The sequence below is a fragment of the Kordia sp. E genome (genome assembly GCF_056033805.1).
In genome coordinates this window covers 1,658,957-1,675,289 of record NZ_JBRASR010000002.1, presented here as the reverse complement: position 1 = coordinate 1,675,289, position 16,333 = coordinate 1,658,957, and the positions used below count along the sequence as shown (strand labels likewise).

Annotated in this window: 14 protein-coding genes; 10 read left to right on the top strand and 4 right to left on the bottom strand. The window is 32.7% G+C overall.

Going from position 1 to position 16,333, the window contains the following annotated elements:
• The first annotated feature begins 216 nt into the window (after window positions 1–216).
• The gene (gene polA, locus ACUUYC_RS10520; RefSeq protein WP_474265763.1) at window positions 217–3,051 is read left to right on the top strand and encodes a DNA polymerase I; all 2,835 of its coding nucleotides are present in this window, start codon (window positions 217–219) and stop codon (window positions 3,049–3,051) included.
• Between the two features lie 32 nt (window positions 3,052–3,083).
• On the top strand, window positions 3,084–3,521 hold the full coding sequence (locus ACUUYC_RS10515; RefSeq protein WP_474265762.1) for a hypothetical protein: 438 nt from the start codon (window positions 3,084–3,086) through the stop codon (window positions 3,519–3,521).
• Between the two features lie 89 nt (window positions 3,522–3,610).
• Here the strand turns inward: ACUUYC_RS10515 and ACUUYC_RS10510 are convergent, their stop codons facing one another.
• Window positions 3,611–4,129, bottom strand: a complete 519-nt coding sequence (locus tag ACUUYC_RS10510; protein ID WP_474265761.1) for a hypothetical protein — start codon at window positions 4,127–4,129, stop codon at window positions 3,611–3,613.
• 238 nt (window positions 4,130–4,367) lie between these two features.
• Between ACUUYC_RS10510 and ACUUYC_RS10505 the strand changes: the two genes are divergently transcribed.
• From ACUUYC_RS10505 to ACUUYC_RS10495, 3 genes are all read left to right on the top strand, one after another.
• A complete protein-coding gene (locus ACUUYC_RS10505; protein WP_474265760.1) occupies window positions 4,368–4,790 on the top strand; it encodes a hypothetical protein in 423 nt (140 codons plus the stop codon).
• 145 nt (window positions 4,791–4,935) lie between these two features.
• A complete protein-coding gene (locus ACUUYC_RS10500) occupies window positions 4,936–6,858 on the top strand; it encodes a tetratricopeptide repeat-containing sensor histidine kinase (RefSeq protein WP_474265759.1) in 1,923 nt (640 codons plus the stop codon).
• Window positions 6,855–7,484, top strand: a complete 630-nt coding sequence (locus tag ACUUYC_RS10495) for a response regulator (protein ID WP_474265758.1) — start codon at window positions 6,855–6,857, stop codon at window positions 7,482–7,484. The genes ACUUYC_RS10500 and ACUUYC_RS10495 overlap by 4 nt, the downstream gene beginning before the upstream one ends.
• 5 nt (window positions 7,485–7,489) lie before the next feature.
• Here the strand turns inward: ACUUYC_RS10495 and ACUUYC_RS10490 are convergent, their stop codons facing one another.
• From ACUUYC_RS10490 to ACUUYC_RS10480, 3 genes are all read right to left on the bottom strand, one after another.
• Complete coding sequence (locus ACUUYC_RS10490) at window positions 7,490–7,630, bottom strand: hypothetical protein (RefSeq protein ID WP_474265757.1); 141 nt, start codon at window positions 7,628–7,630, stop codon at window positions 7,490–7,492.
• Between the two features lie 121 nt (window positions 7,631–7,751).
• Window positions 7,752–7,895, bottom strand: coding sequence for a hypothetical protein (locus ACUUYC_RS10485; RefSeq protein WP_474265756.1), 144 nt, complete (start codon window positions 7,893–7,895; stop codon window positions 7,752–7,754).
• Between the two features lie 232 nt (window positions 7,896–8,127).
• Window positions 8,128–10,755 (bottom strand): DUF5916 domain-containing protein, encoded by a 2,628-nt coding sequence (locus ACUUYC_RS10480; RefSeq protein ID WP_474265755.1) that lies wholly within the window; start codon window positions 10,753–10,755, stop codon window positions 8,128–8,130.
• 184 nt (window positions 10,756–10,939) lie between these two features.
• Between ACUUYC_RS10480 and ACUUYC_RS10475 the strand changes: the two genes are divergently transcribed.
• From ACUUYC_RS10475 to ACUUYC_RS10455, 5 genes are all read left to right on the top strand, one after another.
• A complete protein-coding gene (locus ACUUYC_RS10475) occupies window positions 10,940–11,845 on the top strand; it encodes a nucleotidyltransferase domain-containing protein (RefSeq protein WP_474265754.1) in 906 nt (301 codons plus the stop codon).
• Window positions 11,838–13,301 carry a B12-binding domain-containing radical SAM protein gene (locus ACUUYC_RS10470; RefSeq protein ID WP_474265753.1) on the top strand — a complete coding sequence of 488 codons (1,464 nt, stop codon included), beginning with the start codon at window positions 11,838–11,840 and terminating at the stop codon, window positions 13,299–13,301. Before ACUUYC_RS10475 ends, ACUUYC_RS10470 begins: the two co-directional genes overlap by 8 nt.
• Window positions 13,294–14,079 carry a class I SAM-dependent methyltransferase gene (locus ACUUYC_RS10465; RefSeq protein WP_474265752.1) on the top strand — a complete coding sequence of 262 codons (786 nt, stop codon included), beginning with the start codon at window positions 13,294–13,296 and terminating at the stop codon, window positions 14,077–14,079. The genes ACUUYC_RS10470 and ACUUYC_RS10465 overlap by 8 nt, the downstream gene beginning before the upstream one ends.
• A gap of 119 nt (window positions 14,080–14,198) precedes the next feature.
• Window positions 14,199–15,584, top strand: coding sequence for a B12-binding domain-containing radical SAM protein (locus ACUUYC_RS10460; protein ID WP_474265751.1), 1,386 nt, complete (start codon window positions 14,199–14,201; stop codon window positions 15,582–15,584).
• Window positions 15,581–16,333: a class I SAM-dependent methyltransferase gene (locus ACUUYC_RS10455; RefSeq protein ID WP_474265749.1), complete on the top strand. Its 753-nt coding sequence runs from the start codon at window positions 15,581–15,583 to the stop codon at window positions 16,331–16,333. Before ACUUYC_RS10460 ends, ACUUYC_RS10455 begins: the two co-directional genes overlap by 4 nt.

Below are 16,333 nucleotides of genomic sequence, written 5' to 3'. Positions count from 1 at the left end.
AATTTATATGTGTAAAGTAGTAATCAATAAACGTACAGCGTAAATTTATAAACGTAAAACAGATAACAGTTTATTTACACGATAACTTTCAATTCATAAGCCAAGTGATATAAAATAGTTATGATGAAATATACTATCTAGTGTGAATCATTCTTTTTTTTACTAGAGAATCTTAGTAATATTCTTAAATTTGAATTTCCATCAAATTTACAATTCATGGCAGATCAGAAACGACTATTTTTATTAGATGCGTACGCGCTTATTTTTAGAGGTTATTATGCGTTTATTAAAAACCCAAGAATAAACTCGAAAGGTTTAGATACATCCGCAATTTTAGGATTTACGAATTCTTTGTTAGATGTTATAAAACGGGAACGACCTGATCATTTAGCCGTTTGTTTTGATAAAGGCGGAAGTGTGGATCGCGTGGAAGCATTTCCAGCATACAAAGCAAATAGACAAGAAACGCCTGAAGCTATTCGACTTGCCGTTCCATATATTGAAAGCATTTTGAAAGCCATGCATATTCCTATCGTTGTGAAAACTGGATATGAAGCTGATGATATTATTGGAACACTTGCCAAGAAAGCCGAAAAAGAAGGTTATAAAACTTTTATGGTCACGCCAGATAAGGATTTTGCACAATTAGTATCTGAAAATATTTTCATGTATCGCCCTATGTTTGGTGGCGGATACGAAACTTGGGGAATTCCTCAAATACAAGAAAGATTTGGTGTAGAACGTCCTGAACAAGTAATTGATTACCTAGGAATGATGGGCGATGCTGTTGATAATATTCCTGGATTGCCTGGCGTTGGAGAAAAAACAGCAAAGAAGTTTTTAGCAGCATACGGAAGTATGGAAGGTTTACTTGCCAACACACATGAGCTAAAAGGAAAGATGAAGGAAAAAGTGGAAGCAAATGGTGAATTAGGCTTGCTTTCAAAACAACTGGCAACAATAATGCTAGACGTTCCTGTAGAATTTCATGAAAAAGATTTTGAATTATCACAACCTGATATTGAGAAAGTAACGGAAGTTTTCACCGAATTAGAATTCCGTAGATTGCTAGATAACTTAATCAAAACATTTACGAAGTCAGAGGAAAATCCTGCGAAAGCGGAAACAAAAACCACCTCAAAAACTACAACTAAAAAAGCTGCTCCAACTGGACAATTTGATTTGTTTGCAGTACCAGGAAGTGGAACAACAACAGAAGAAGCAACAGTTTCTGGATATCAAACCATTAAAACAACAGAACATTTTTACCAATTGGCAAATACGCCAATGTCACGAAAAATGTTATTACAAAAACTATTGAAACAGCAAAGTGTTTGTTTCGACACGGAAACTACCGGTTTGAAAGCCTTAGAAGTAGAATTGGTTGGTGTAGCATTTTCATGGGAAAAAGGAAAAGGATATTATGTAGCTTTTCCAGAAGATCAGGCAGAAACAAAAGAAATTTTAGAAGAATTTCGTCCATTTTTTGAAAGCATGACAATTGAAAAAGTTGGGCAGAATTTAAAATACGATATCAAAGTATTATCAAACTATGACATGCCTGTAAAAGGACCTGTGTTTGATACAATGATTGCACATTATTTGATCAATCCAGATATGCGCCATAATATGGACATTTTATCTGAAACCTATTTGAACTATCAACCAGTTTCTATTGTAGAATTGATTGGTAAAAAAGGAAAGAATCAGTTGTCTATGCGACAAGTTCCGCTAGAACAACAAACAGAATACGCCGTTGAAGATGCAGATATTACGTATCAACTGAAAGAACATTTTATCAAAGAATTGGAAGCTGGACATTTGACAAAACTATTTACAGATGTTGAAGTTCCGTTGGTAAGTGTGCTTTCGGCAATGGAAATTGAAGGAATTAATTTAGATCCTGACTTTTTAGGTGAATTATCAACAGCATTAACGACCGATGTTGATCGTTTAGAAAAGGCAATTTTTGAGCAAGCTGGTGAAGAGTTTAACTTGGCTTCTCCAAAACAGTTAGGACCAATTTTGTTTGATAAACTAAAATTAGTTGACAAACCTAAGAAGACAAAAACTGGACAATATTCTACCGCAGAAGATGTGTTATCATACTTAGCAAAAGATCATCAAATTGTTGCCGATATTTTAGAATGGCGTCAATATAGAAAACTACAAAGTACGTATGTTGATGCATTGCCAAATGAAATCAATCCGAAAACAAATCGTATTCACACGGTATACGCACAAGCAGTTGCCGCTACTGGACGATTGAGTTCTAATAATCCAAATTTACAGAATATTCCAATTCGAACAGAACGTGGACGACAAGTTAGAAAGGCGTTTATTCCAAGAGATGAAAATTATGTATTACTCGCTGCCGATTATTCACAAATTGAATTGCGAATTATTGCAGCTTTGAGTAAAGAAGACACCATGATGCAAGCCTTTAAAGATGGTGCTGACATTCACGCTTCTACAGCTTCAAAAGTATTTGATGTTCCGTTAGAAGAAGTAACGCGTGAACAACGTAGCAATGCAAAAACGGTCAACTTCGGAATTATCTATGGAGTTTCTGCTTTTGGTTTAAGTAATCAAACAGATTTATCACGAAGTGAAGCCAAAGAATTGATTGACACCTATTATGAAACTTATCCAAAATTGAGAGCATACATGTCTTCACAAGTCGATTTTGCACGTGAAAACGGATATGTAGAAACTGTTTTAGGAAGACGTCGTTATTTAAAAGATATCAATTCACGTAATGCAATTGTTCGTGGTGCTGCTGAACGAAATGCTGTAAATGCTCCAATTCAAGGAAGTGCCGCAGATATTATAAAACTTGCAATGATTACTATTCATAATCGTTTTGAGCAAGAAGGTTTTAAATCTAAAATGTTATTACAGGTACATGATGAATTGGTTTTTGATGCACATAAAGACGAATTAGACATCATTAAACCAATCATTCAAGAAGAAATGGAAAACGCTTTTAAAATGGACGTTCCATTAGATGTAGAGATGGGAATTGGTCAGAATTGGCTGGAAGCGCATTAAACAGAAACATTACACAATTAATTACAAAAATTATGAAAAAAATATTTTTAGCAGGACTCATATTTTGTACTTTAATTTCTTGCAATTTTAAAGGAAAAGAAAATAAACAAATTGAAGAGGTAGCAACTCAAGAATCTGAGGATATAGACGCATTTGAAGAAGAATTAAATGATATTGCAATAGGTGGTGAAGGAATTCTTTTTGAAAACGGAGTGATGAGTTTTGATATAAATGCTTTAGAGAAATCTTTCAAACAAGCCCAAAAACAATTAAATGATATTAAAACAAAATATAAGTACGAATCTGAAGATGTGAAAAAAAATGCAATTGAATCTATGGAGTTGAATTTAAATATTTTTATGGGAGAATTTTGCTGCACAACACATGATAATGCGCATTGTATGGATGCTAAAGAGTTAAGAAAGTTAGAAAGCAAATATGACTGCAAAAGGTTTGTAAAGAAGAGCTAGTAATAAAATATCGTATCAAAGAATAGCATATAAAAAAGCACTAAACATAAACATTTAGTGCTTTCTTTTTATAGTGGGTTTACAGTAATTTACTGTCTTGTATACACTATTCTAATATCTTCTTCTGTCACAACATTAAATCCACTTGAAAAAATTTCAAAACCTCCAGGGATTATAAACGAAAACTGATTATTAAGGTCAAACGTAGCGTTGGTTATTTCTCCATCTTCATCCAGAAATGTTAACGTTGAACCATTTGATGACCAACTTATCGGCAAAACATCAATTTCACTTTCACAACTTAATGCATATGTAAATTCATTTGTTGTTCCTACAACCAACGTTGCAATAACTTCCAAATAAGATCGTGAAGTTGCCACGGCAGTTCCATCAGCATTAATCTGAATTGTTTCGTTTTGATAACAGTTCGTTTCAGAAATTAAATCTCTACTTGCCATTCCGTCTCCATTAAAATCGTATGAGTTTTCCACTTCAAATAAAGTCATTTTCCACGATCCAGTCACTGTAGGCTGTGGCGTAACATCGTCATCAGACGAACAAGAGATTAAAAAAATACTCAATACTGATAATAGTAATAATTTTTTCATAATAATTTTTAATGATGTTTAATTCTTAATGGCTACACTTCATCAAATTGTGTACCGAAACTGCACGAAAATATTACAAAATTTGTTTAATTCCTTGATAAATATTAGAAATTGATTTGTTGCAGTAGTTTGGCAGTTTTTAAACAACTCTAAAAATACCTGATACCTAATATTAGGTATATACAAAAGATAAAACGCTACTTACTTTTATATCATAAAACTTATAAATCACAGTATTATGAAAAGTAAACGCTTTATTAAAATCGCCTTATTAATTGGTTGTTTTCTATTTATCACAAATAGTTTTGCACAAAAAAAGAAAATCAGCTATTTCCCATATGCAATGTATTGGGTAAATTATGACGCAAGCAAACCAAATCATTTAAACTCTGTACAAGTCATGTTTATTGGCTCAATAAAAAGTACTAGTTGTTCCGAAAACGGTCGCTATGGTTGGCGATCTGGATTAGGAAGTCAATTTAGAGATCATATCGAAGCATATTACAAAAGCAAACTAGGCGCACATCATAAACGTGCAAAAGATGCTAGTGGTCATTGGCGTTTTGGAGAAGCACAAGATTTACTTGGCGTTAGAGCTCGAATGGCAAAACGATATCCAAGAGTCGTATTTGTTTCCGACTTTGGCTTTTATTGTAGATAATATATGATTTAATTATTTTTTCTAGCGTATGCGTAAAATTCTTACACGCTTACGCTAGAAAATATTTTCAAAACTCAAAACACACTGAAAAACAACTCAATAGCCTACAAATAATCCATATCTTTAAGTAACCAACCTCAATTACATGAGACGTATTATTATACTCTTAGTATTATTTCCGTTTATATTACTGAGTCAAACTTCAGCAATAGATTCCTTAACACTTTCGTTAGAATCTACAAACGATCGTTATGAAAGTGCTAAAATAAAACTCCAATTAGCCAAACTATATGAACGTGTCGATTTAGCAAAAGCGAAGTTATACGCGTATGATGCATTATCTTTTGATACGAATGATTCTTTGAATGCTGAAACCACAAACGAAATTGGTCGCTTGCATTTTTTTACAGGAAAGTTAGACTCAGCCACAATTTACTTTGAAAAAGCTAAAAACACACTTGCAGCTTTACAAGATAGCACTCGGGTTGCGACAGTAAATATCAGCTTGGGCGCTATTTATCTCAGAAAAGGAAATTATAAAAAAACGATTACTACACTCACTGAAAGTGCTTCTTTTTTTGAAAAGCATGCTGATGAGTTAAACGCAGCCAAATGTTACAGTAACATTGCAAGTGCCTTTGCAGAGTTAGAAAATTTTGACAAAGCAATTGTCTATAGTGAAAAAGCTCTTCGTGTATTTACTGCTAATAATTTAGTTCAGTTTGAATTGATAACACTTCCAAATTTAGCGACTCAATATTTCAAAAAAGGCGACACCGTAAAAGCTATTGGATATTACTCAAAAGCGGAAACGCTCGCAAAAAACCTAAACAACAAGCGATCTTTATCAATGATATACAACAATTTAGGAAACATCTATCTTGAAAGTGAATCGCAAAAAGCTAAGAACTATCTTGAAAAAGCATATCAATTAAAAAATGAACTAAATCTTAAATCAGGAATTGAAATTACAGAAAGTAATCTTGGATTAATTCATCTTAAAAACAAAGAATTTAAAGAAGCTATTTCCTATTTAAAAAAGGCTGCGCCCGTTGTAAAGGGAAAACAATTAACACTAGTATACACATATTTAAAAAGTGCCTATGAAGGATTGGGCGACACACAAAAAGCATTACAATTCTCTGAAAAAGCTAGAATCCTAAATGATAGCTTACTTAGTGTGAAAAATCAAACAATGATTTTAGACATTCAAACTAAATACGAAACAGAAAAAAGTGAAAAGGAAATTATAAAGCTTCAATCTGATAATTTAGAAGCAAATTATAAAAGAAAACAAAACAGGAATTTATTGTTTGCGGCTTTAGGCATTCTACTAATTACCTTATTTATTATATACATGTTGCTCAAAAATGCGAAGCGAAAACATATCATCTTAGAACAAGGATTAACGATTAAAGAACAAGAATTCAATCAATTATTAAAAGTTAAAGAGTTAGAAGGAATTGACGCAATTATAGATGCACAAGAAAAAGAACGCACAGATATGGCTGCGAATTTGCATGATAATTTAGGAAGTAAAGTAGCTACCTTAAAACTATATGTTGAAAGTTATGATACTAAAGAAGAGTTTATCACACACTATGACAAAATCAAAGCGCTTTTAGATACTACATACGGTGAAATTAGAAACATTTCTAAAAACAAAAACTTTGGTGCACGTATAGATAAAGGATTAATTCCTTCAACAAAAGCTATTGCCAGTCAAATTTCGGAAACGAAAAAATTACAGATTGATGTCATTAATATTGATGTAAAAAAACGCCTTGAAAACACCTTAGAAATACAACTTTTCAGAATTATACAAGAGTTACTAACCAACATTATAAAACACGCAAATGCTACAGAAGCTACCATACAATTTTCAGAAGAAGATAACATCTTAAATATTGTTGTAGAAGACAACGGAAAAGGCTTCAACATCACAAAAAAAGTTTCAGGAATAGGTTTAATCAATATTGAAAAACGCATTGAAAAGTTACAAGGGAAACTATTTATAGATTCGTCTGAAGGAAACGGAACAACACTAATTTTAGACATTCCATTATGAATATAAACATAATTATTGCGGACGATCATCAACTATTTATAGATGGAATAAAATCTATTTTAACGGACGAAATAGGAATTTCAATTATTGGTGAGGCAAATAATGGGTTAGTTTTATACAAACTCATCGAAGACGGATTAATTCCTGATGTTGTATTAACAGATATCAGAATGCCAATATTAGACGGTGTTTCTGTCACAAAAATGCTTTACAAAGATTTCCCAAAAATCAAAGTGCTTGCCTTAAGTATGTTTGATCAAACTGTTGATGTCATTGAAATGTTAGAAGCTGGCGCAAAAGGATATGTAACCAAAAATGTAGAAAAAGCAATACTTGTTCAGGCTATTCATACGTTAGTAAAAGGAGACTATTATATAAGCGATAGTCTTCCTAAAGAAATTAAAAATTGGTTCGAAAAAAAAAGTGTCATCATTGAAGAAACACTTACGAGACGAGAACAAGAAATCTTAAGACTTCTTGCCAAAGGACGCACAACGATAGAAATGGCACAGCAACTCAAAATTAGCAAGTTTACGATTGATACGCATCGAAAAAACATTCACAAAAAACTTGGTATCAAAAGCAATACTGGCTTGGTCAAATATGCATTAGAACATTTATCATAATCAAGCTACAGCACAAATCGATAGGTAAACTTCATCAAAAAGATATTTTCTGGTTGTTGTCCTAAAATTTGATTGTCTAAACTTTGAAATAAATGATCTCTCGAATTTCCAAAACCTGTAGTTCCTTGCGACCAAACTAAGAACAATTCGGAACCGTATATTTAGCTTATCAAGATACAGTATCTCAGCAGCTGCGCTTAAAAGAAAAGAATCATTGTGGTTATGAAAACAAGAGCAACCTGAAGATCGCTCTTGTTTAACCATCTATTAATGAGACGTTATACACAAATCAGAGCATATAAATGGATTAGAAGCTTCAACTGGGCTTCCTCCACCGAGAATCTTAGAATATCTGATATTAGATATTTTCTTTTTATTTAAAGACAACACTTTGAAATTCTTTTTTTTCATGATATAAAGTTTTGGTTAGGTAGCAAAGTATGAAAACCAAATATTAATCATGTATGGTAACGCCGTAATTAATTGTAGAAAACATCATGAATTCAAGTTATAGACTTACAAACAAAATCTGTAATTTCAACAATAATAGCAATGATTTACCAATATGGATTCCTGCCTACGCAGGAATGACAATACCTAAATTTATAAACAACCGAGCAAAACGAAATAAACCCATAAAGCATTAAAGCACAAATCGATAGGTAAACTTCATCAAAAAGATATTTTCTGGTTGTTGTCCTAAAATTTGATTGTCTAAACTTTGAAATAAATGATCTCTCGAATTTCCAAAACCTGTAGTTCCTTGCGACCAAACCAAGAACAATTCGGAACCTGGAATGTATTCCCAACGTACAACCAAGTTTGAACGAAATTGCACAAAAGAAAAATCTGGATTCCCAATAGAATAATCTACAGTTCCGTCTGTATTTTCATCAACTAAATAAGAATCTGAAGTTGCATCAAACGCAATTTCATTTGGTTGATATTGATAAAAACGATCATACAAATTATCTGCAATAGAATTCGTTACATATTTAAAATCATTATAACGACCAATAGATACAAAAGGTTGTCCGTAATACTGAATTGATAAATTTGGATTAATTGTATAATTAAAACGAATAGAAGCACTTAACGTTTGATTATCAATATTCCCTAAAATATACCGTGTTGTTCCACTATTATCAGCTTGGGTTACATATTGTGTTTTATTAGGATTTCTATTGTACGATGGATTGATGGAAATTCGCATCGCGTCCGTTGGTTGATACGTTACATCTGCTCCGATTTCAAAAAAGCTAAAATTATTATCTTTTGCTTGCGAATACACAACATTCCAACTTGTACGCAACTTTTTACGCTCGTCCGTTCCAAAGGCAAAATATGCAAAATTTTCTTGTGAAAAACGCCAACGCGGTCCGCCACGTAAAAATGTATTGATGAAAATTCGCGGTTTGTGTGCGCCTCCAAAATCTATAAACCAGTTATTTTGAAACTGCATATTTCCATTCACTTCATATTGAATTCTATTGTAATTTCCTTCAAAATCGTAGGTTGTAAATTGTGAGAATCGTGCTGAGATTCTTCGAAACTTTCCAACCGATTTTGTCGTTTGATAACGAACATTTGCATATTGACGAATTTCATCTGCTTGTCGCAAAAAACCAACATCATTTAACTCCAATTCAGGCGAACGCCAAATAACTCCTCCATTATAGCGCCAAGTTCCGCCACCAACTTTTCCAGCTTCAAGCTTTCCGCCTGTTCCTGTTAATGAAGTTCTATTTAGATCAACATCAACATGTCCAGCATCTACACGCTGAAACAAATGCGTTAACGATTGTTGCGTACTTGCAATAGCTTCTTTACTTCCTTGCACATGACTCGTCACAATATTTCCTTCGGCGTAAAACGTTCGATCTTTCCAATTATGTTTAAAATCCAAACCACCTGTATAAGCAGATTTATGTAAAAAATTAAGATTGTCTTCTAATCGGCGATTGGTTGCTGTAAAAATTCCTCCAATAAAAGTATTACGTTCGTTAAAGTCTTTTTGCAAACGTCCAACAAAGTAATTTGTTAACGGTTCAACCAATTCATTTCTGCGTGTTCCATTATTGTCAATTTCGGCAAACTCTTTTCCTGTTACACTTTCCAACACACCAATTGACCAACCGTTTTTAGTTTTTCCACTAAATTTTGCTGCACCCAAAATAGTAGAGTTTTGTGGTTGATCTACAAATTCACCACTTGTTGTATTTGGATATCCTTGCGGGCTTCTTCCAATACGTCGTGAATAGAAAACATTGTCCTGTCCGTTAGCGAATCGATAATCAAATATGTTTTTATTTTCTACGAAAAAAGGTCTTTGTTCACGAAAGAAAATTTGAAAACCGTCCAAAGCAATTGCTGCCGGATCCGCTTCAACTTGTCCAAAATCTGGATTTATAGTAAAATCTAAGGTTAAATCATTGGTCACTCCAATTTTCCCATCAAGTCCGCCATTTAATTTAAAATCATCTCCATCACGAAATGGATTTCCAGCTTCTTGCGGATATGTATCATATTGCGTAACTATATACGGTTGAATTTCTACTTGTTTCTGTGGTTTAATGTTTTTTAAACCATGCAATTCTCCAAATTCACTCACCCAACCTGGCGCATCTAAAGGAATTCGTTGCCAAGTAGAACGTTCTTCTTTTCTAAAAAAACGACGTTGTACTTGCAATCCCCAAATTTGTTCTTCACTTTTTCCAAATCGTAATTGACTTAATGGAATTTTCATTTCGGCTGTCCAACCTTCACTATCTACATTTGTTTTTGTATACCAAATTGGATTCCAACTTCCATCCCAATTATTACCATTATTGGAAATAAACTCATCTCCTTTTACACCAGCTGCCGTCACTGTAAATGAAAAACCTGTGCGCAAATCATGGTAACTGTCTATATTAATTTCAACCCAATCACCATCAAAACCATCTCTACGAGATAACCGTTTTACAATTTGATCAGGATTTGCATCTATGGCACGAACTGCTATATATAAAAATTTAGCATCGTACATAATTTTAAATTTCGTTTGCTCAGTTGGTGGAGTATTTTCGTCAGGGCGATTTTCTATAAAATCGGTTGCCCAACCTACTGAATTCCAACTAGCATCATCTAAAACTCCATCAATTTTTGGTGATTCACCTTTAAAAGTGTTAGTTGTGTATATTCGTTTCGGAATAGATTTTGTCGCTTCTTGAGCAAACCCCAAGAAGGAACTGCCAAAAAATCCTATAATTAGGAATAAGAAAGGTTTCATTAGTCGTTTTTTGATTGATTGATTGTTATAAAAGTAGTAAACCTTGTAAAATCGCGTCAAAAATTGTGTAAAAATTAACACTTATTAAGAAATACAATAAATAAAAATACTTTCTTTTTTTATTGTAAGTACGTACTAATACGTACATTATTTTAAGTATTTTTGAATTGAAAACAAAAAAACAGTGAGCGCCTTAAAAACCATATTATACTTTTCCCTCTTTAAGTATCCGTTGACGAGAACTGAAATTTTCCAATTCTCCAACAATACCAATCAAAAAGAGATTGATAGCGAAATTGATTTGCTATTGAAAAAAGGCATCATTTTTAATTTTGACGGTTTTTATATTGATGTAAATAATCCTGATCGTGTAGAACGCAGATTACTAGGAAATGAAATGGCACGAAACATTATGCCTAAGGCTATAAGAGTTTCGAGAAAAATTGCCAAATTTCCATACGTTAAAGGTGTTTGTTTATCTGGCGCATTATCAAAAGGTTTTTATGATGATGATGGTGATTTTGACTTTTTTATCATTACAAAACCAAATCGTTTATGGATTGCACGAACGTTATTAGTTTTATATAAAAAAATATTTTTATTCAATTCAAAAAAATATTTCTGCGTCAACTATTTTATAAGTACTGATAAATTAGAGATTTCAGAACAAAATCTATTTACAGCTACTGAAATAGCAACGCTCATTCCACTATATGGAAAAGATACTTTTAAAACTTTTTTGGAAGCAAATACGTGGGCATCACCATACTTTCCAAATAAACCTTCAACAAAAACAAGTACGATAAGAGATACAGAAAAAAACGGACTTTCTAAGTTAATTCAAACAGTATTCAATGGTTCTTTAGGATTAAGGTTAGATAAATTTCTGCAAAAAATAACACTAAAAAAGTGGGTGAAAAAGTTTAAGCATTTGGCAACAGAAGATTTTAATATTGCCATGAAATCCACAAGACATGTATCAAAACATCATCCACAAAATTATCAAAACAAAGTAACTACACGACTTGCAGAACGTTACAATGAAGTCGTGAAACAAAACAATTTGAAATATCCTGAAGAACATGCTTGATATTGTTTTTTCACATTCCTATTATTATAAGTTTGATGCTAAGCAGTGGAAAAATCAAACGCCATATCCGCCATTAGGAACCTTATATGCTGCTTCATACTTACGTGAAAACGGATACACAGTTGGTGTATTTGATGCTAATTTGCTTGATGACCCAAAGACAATTCAACCATACTTAGAAAAACACACTCCAAAAACATTTGTAATTTACGATGATGGCTTTAATTATCTAACAAAAATGTGCTTAACTACTATGCGTGAAGCCGCTTTTGAAATGATTAAAATTGCTAAAAATCTTGATTGCCATGTAATCGTTTGTAGTTCTGATTCAACAGATCATTATGAAAAATATTTGGCAGCAGGCGCAGATTATGTAATTCAAGGTGAAGGAGAAATTTCATTAAAAGAATTGGTTGATGCATTGTCTAACAATGAAGATACCTCAAAAATTAAAGGATTAGTTTTTGAAAAAGATGGTGAATTTATTAAAAACCCAAAGCATCCTGTATTACGTGATTTAGACGAATTACCAATGCCTGCATGGGATTTAATCGATATAGAACCTTATCGTAAAATCTGGGAAAATGGAGGAAATGAATTTACACTAAATATGGCCACAACTCGTGGTTGTCCATTTAAATGTAATTGGTGTGCAAAACCAATTTACGGAAATCGTTACAACTCACATTCTCCAGCATATATTACAAAACATATCAAATATGTAAGCGAAACGTATGGAGTAAATCGTTTTTGGATGTGTGATGATATTTTTGGTTTAAAACCGAATTGGGTTCAAAATTTTAATACCGAACTCAAAAAAGAAAAGCTTTCCATTTCATATTACATACAAAGTCGTGTTGATTTATTATTAAAAGAAGATACAATTGACGCATTGGCCGAAAGTGGTTTAGAAGAAGTTTGGGTTGGTGCCGAAAGTGGCTCACAAGCTATTTTAGACGCAATGGACAAAGAAACCAAAGTGGAACAAATTTATGAAGCTACACGTTTATTAAAAGAAAAAAATGTGCGTGTTGCGTTCTTTATTCAATTTGGTTACTTGGAAGAAACAAAAGAAGATATTCAGAAAACAATTGATATGATTAAGGAGTTAGTTCCTGATAATATAGGTGTTTCGGTTTCGTATCCACTTCCAGGTACTAAATTTTATGACATGGTAAAAGACGATCTAAAATTAAAAGCCAATTGGACAGATTCTGATGATTTAGCCATGATGTTTAAAGGAACATACAACACCCAATTTTACAGAAAACTACAGCGATACGTTCATAAAGAATACCGTAAAAGTCAAGCTACTGCAAACTTTAAAAAGTTTTTCAAAAACCCGTTTGCTATAACAAAGGCGGAATTACGATCAATGATTTTACTTGGTTATTATGTTCCAGCTGCTTTTTTAGATAAAATTCAACTTAAAAACATGGAGCATACAAATGCATAGCGATTTTGATGTGGCAGCACCACAATACGATGATATTTTCACATATTCTAATATAGGAAAAGCACAACGAAAGTTAGTTTTTAAGCATATTAATTCAATTATAAAGCAAGAAAAAAAACTTTCTATTTTAGAATTAAATTGCGGAACTGGCGCAGATGCAATTGCCTTTGCAAAACTCAATCATGATGTAATTGCTACGGATATTTCCGCAGGAATGATTGAAGTTGCGAAAGCAAAATCGCATCCAAAAAATCTTCAATTTAAAGTACAAGATATCAACACAATTTCGCCAGCTACCTTCAACAAAAAGTTTGATTTTATATTTTCAGATTTTGGCGGAATTAATTGTTTATCAGAAGCACAACTGCAAACATTCTTTCAAAAATCAACAGATTTATTACTTCCAAACGGAAAAATGGCAATTGTTTTAATGCCAAAAAATTGTCTTTGGGAACGTTTATATTTCACGTTAAAAGGTGATAAAACAAAAGCAACAAGACGAAATACTAAAGAAAGTGTTGTTGCTAACGTTGATGGTATTGGTGTAGAAACATGGTATTACAATCCGCAAGATATTTCCGCTTTAGCGAATGATTATTTTGTAACAGGAAAAGTAAAACCAATTGGCGTAACAATTCCTCCATCGTATTTGGAACAATCGTTTGTGGCTAAATTTCCAATGTTAAACATCTTCAAAGGATTTGATAGTATTTTAACGGCATCTTCATTAGCAAAATACGCTGATCACTTTTTGATTATTCTTGAAAAGAAGAGTTAGTTACTGGTTTCTATTTCTAAATAAACAAATACTGTATATTTAAACTTTTGAAGTCAGTAAAACATCTTTATATTTACGATATCTAAAAAAACCAGATAACCCGCAACGACCAACAACACATGAGCATCATTCTCACACACACATACTATCTTTTTGAAGATGAGAAAGAGCAAAGTATCATGCGTCCGTATGCGCCGTTGGGACTTTTATATATTTCTTCATATCTGAATGAAAACAAAGTAGAAAATCATGTATATGATTCTACGTTTTATTCCAAAGAAGCACAATTGCGTTTTATTGAAGAAAAACAACCGAAAGCAATTGCTATTTACACAAACTTAATGACAAAGATTAATGTTATTAAGTTGATCAAAATTCTAAAAACGGACGAAACTTATGGTTTTCCAAAAGTTATTTTAGGTGGACCAGATATTACATACAATCTAGAAAACTACCTTAATACAGGTGCAGATTTTTTAATTATTGGTGAAGGTGAACAGACAACATTAGAATTATATGCAGCAATTATTAATGATACTGATTATAGTGAAATTCACGGAGTAGCGTATTTAGAAAATGGTGAAGTTAAAAAAGCACCTGCACGAATGCGCATGAAAAGCCTCAAAGAATTGCCACTACCAAATAGAGCTGCAATTCCTGTAGAAAAATACTTAGAGACATGGAAAACACATCATGGACAAAGTTCTATGACGGTAAGTACACAACGCGGCTGCCCATATACCTGTAAATGGTGTAGTACAGCTGTGTATGGACAAAGTTATCGCAGACGTCCGCCAAATATGGTTGCCGCTGAGTTAAAAATGCTGAAAGACACGTACAATCCAGATAGTATTTGGTTTGTGGATGACGTATTTAGCGTAAGCTTTAAATGGATTGAGAAATTTCATGAAGAAGTTATCAAACAAGAAGCTATTATTCCATTTGAATGCATTACACGTGCAGAACGTTTGAATGACGAAATTTTACAACTATTGAAAGAAGCTGGTTGTTTTCGCATTTGGATTGGTGCCGAAAGTGGTTCACAAAAAATTATTGACGCCATGGATCGTCGTGTAGACGTCAACGTTGTAAAAGAAGCCATTCAAAAAACGAACGCGCTTGGTATGGAAACAGGTACGTTTATTATGGTTGGTTATCCTGGTGAGAACGAAGAAGACATCAAAGAAACAATTGATTATTTGAAAGCGGCTGATCCAACACATTTTACAATTACAGTTGCGTATCCAATCAAAGGAACTTCATTGTATAATGAAATTGAAGATAAAATCACAATTCAACCAGAATGGAATACATCTACAGATCGTGAAATTGATTTTACGCGAACATATTCAAGAAAATTTTATGACTTTGCTGTGCGAAGAATTGTAAACGAAGTCAATTATAACAAAGAATTACTAAAAGGGAAAAACCGTAATTTACTTACTTCTGTAAAATTGAAAACGAAGTCACTTTTAGCACAAACGGCAATGAAATTATACAAATGAAATTAGACTTTAGTCGTATTACACAACAACAAAACGTTTACTATTTGACGCCAGAAGATACTGGTTTTTCCAAATATTATCTTGCTGTTCGAGAAAAAGAAAATCGTATTTTAACAGATCCTGAAGTCCGAAAGTTACCTTATTTAGAACGTGACGAATGGCCTTTTCGTGTAAAGTCTACAGAACGTTTTATGAAACATGTAGCTGAAGAACACGATTCAATGAATATTTTAACTATTGGTTGTGGAAATGGTTGGTTTTCAAATAAAATTGCAGAAGTTTCCAATGAAAATGAAGTGATTGGTTTAGATATAAATCGTGAAGAACTGGAACAAGCTGCACGTATTTTTAAAAAGAAAAACTTACATTTTGTATACGCTGATATTTTTAAGGTTGCTGATTTTTTCAAGAAAAAGTTTGACATTATTGTACTGAATGGCGCTGTTCAATATTTTGAAGAATTTGAGGGCTTAATTTCGCTTTTAGCATCATTTTTAGCTACTAATGGTGAAATTCATATTATTGATAGTCCTTTTTATAAAGCTTCTGAAATTCCTGCTGCCAAAGAACGTACTAAAGCCTATTATACAGAACTTGGCGTTCCTGAAATGGCCAAAAATTATTTTCATCACGAAGAAAAATTAGTTTCAAATTTTCATGTTTTCTATAAATACAAACGAAATATTTTTCATAAGATTTTAGGTAAAAAAGATTCTCCTTTTTCTTGGTATCGATTCATAAAAAAATAA

Bases quoted from the DNA above. Each gene is read 5' to 3' on its own strand.
- polA (WP_474265763.1), top strand. From the start codon at position 217: ATGGCAGATCAGAAACGACTATTTTTATTAGATGCGTACGCGCTTATT.
- ACUUYC_RS10515 (WP_474265762.1), top strand. From the start codon at position 3,084: ATGAAAAAAATATTTTTAGCAGGACTCATATTTTGTACTTTAATTTCT.
- ACUUYC_RS10510 (WP_474265761.1), bottom strand. From the start codon at position 4,129: ATGAAAAAATTATTACTATTATCAGTATTGAGTATTTTTTTAATCTCT.
- ACUUYC_RS10505 (WP_474265760.1), top strand. From the start codon at position 4,368: ATGAAAAGTAAACGCTTTATTAAAATCGCCTTATTAATTGGTTGTTTT.
- ACUUYC_RS10500 (WP_474265759.1), top strand. From the start codon at position 4,936: ATGAGACGTATTATTATACTCTTAGTATTATTTCCGTTTATATTACTG.
- ACUUYC_RS10495 (WP_474265758.1), top strand. From the start codon at position 6,855: ATGAATATAAACATAATTATTGCGGACGATCATCAACTATTTATAGAT.
- ACUUYC_RS10485 (WP_474265756.1), bottom strand. From the start codon at position 7,895: ATGAAAAAAAAGAATTTCAAAGTGTTGTCTTTAAATAAAAAGAAAATA.
- ACUUYC_RS10480 (WP_474265755.1), bottom strand. From the start codon at position 10,755: ATGAAACCTTTCTTATTCCTAATTATAGGATTTTTTGGCAGTTCCTTC.
- ACUUYC_RS10470 (WP_474265753.1), top strand. From the start codon at position 11,838: ATGCTTGATATTGTTTTTTCACATTCCTATTATTATAAGTTTGATGCT.
- ACUUYC_RS10465 (WP_474265752.1), top strand. From the start codon at position 13,294: ATGCATAGCGATTTTGATGTGGCAGCACCACAATACGATGATATTTTC.
- ACUUYC_RS10460 (WP_474265751.1), top strand. From the start codon at position 14,199: ATGAGCATCATTCTCACACACACATACTATCTTTTTGAAGATGAGAAA.
- ACUUYC_RS10455 (WP_474265749.1), top strand. From the start codon at position 15,581: ATGAAATTAGACTTTAGTCGTATTACACAACAACAAAACGTTTACTAT.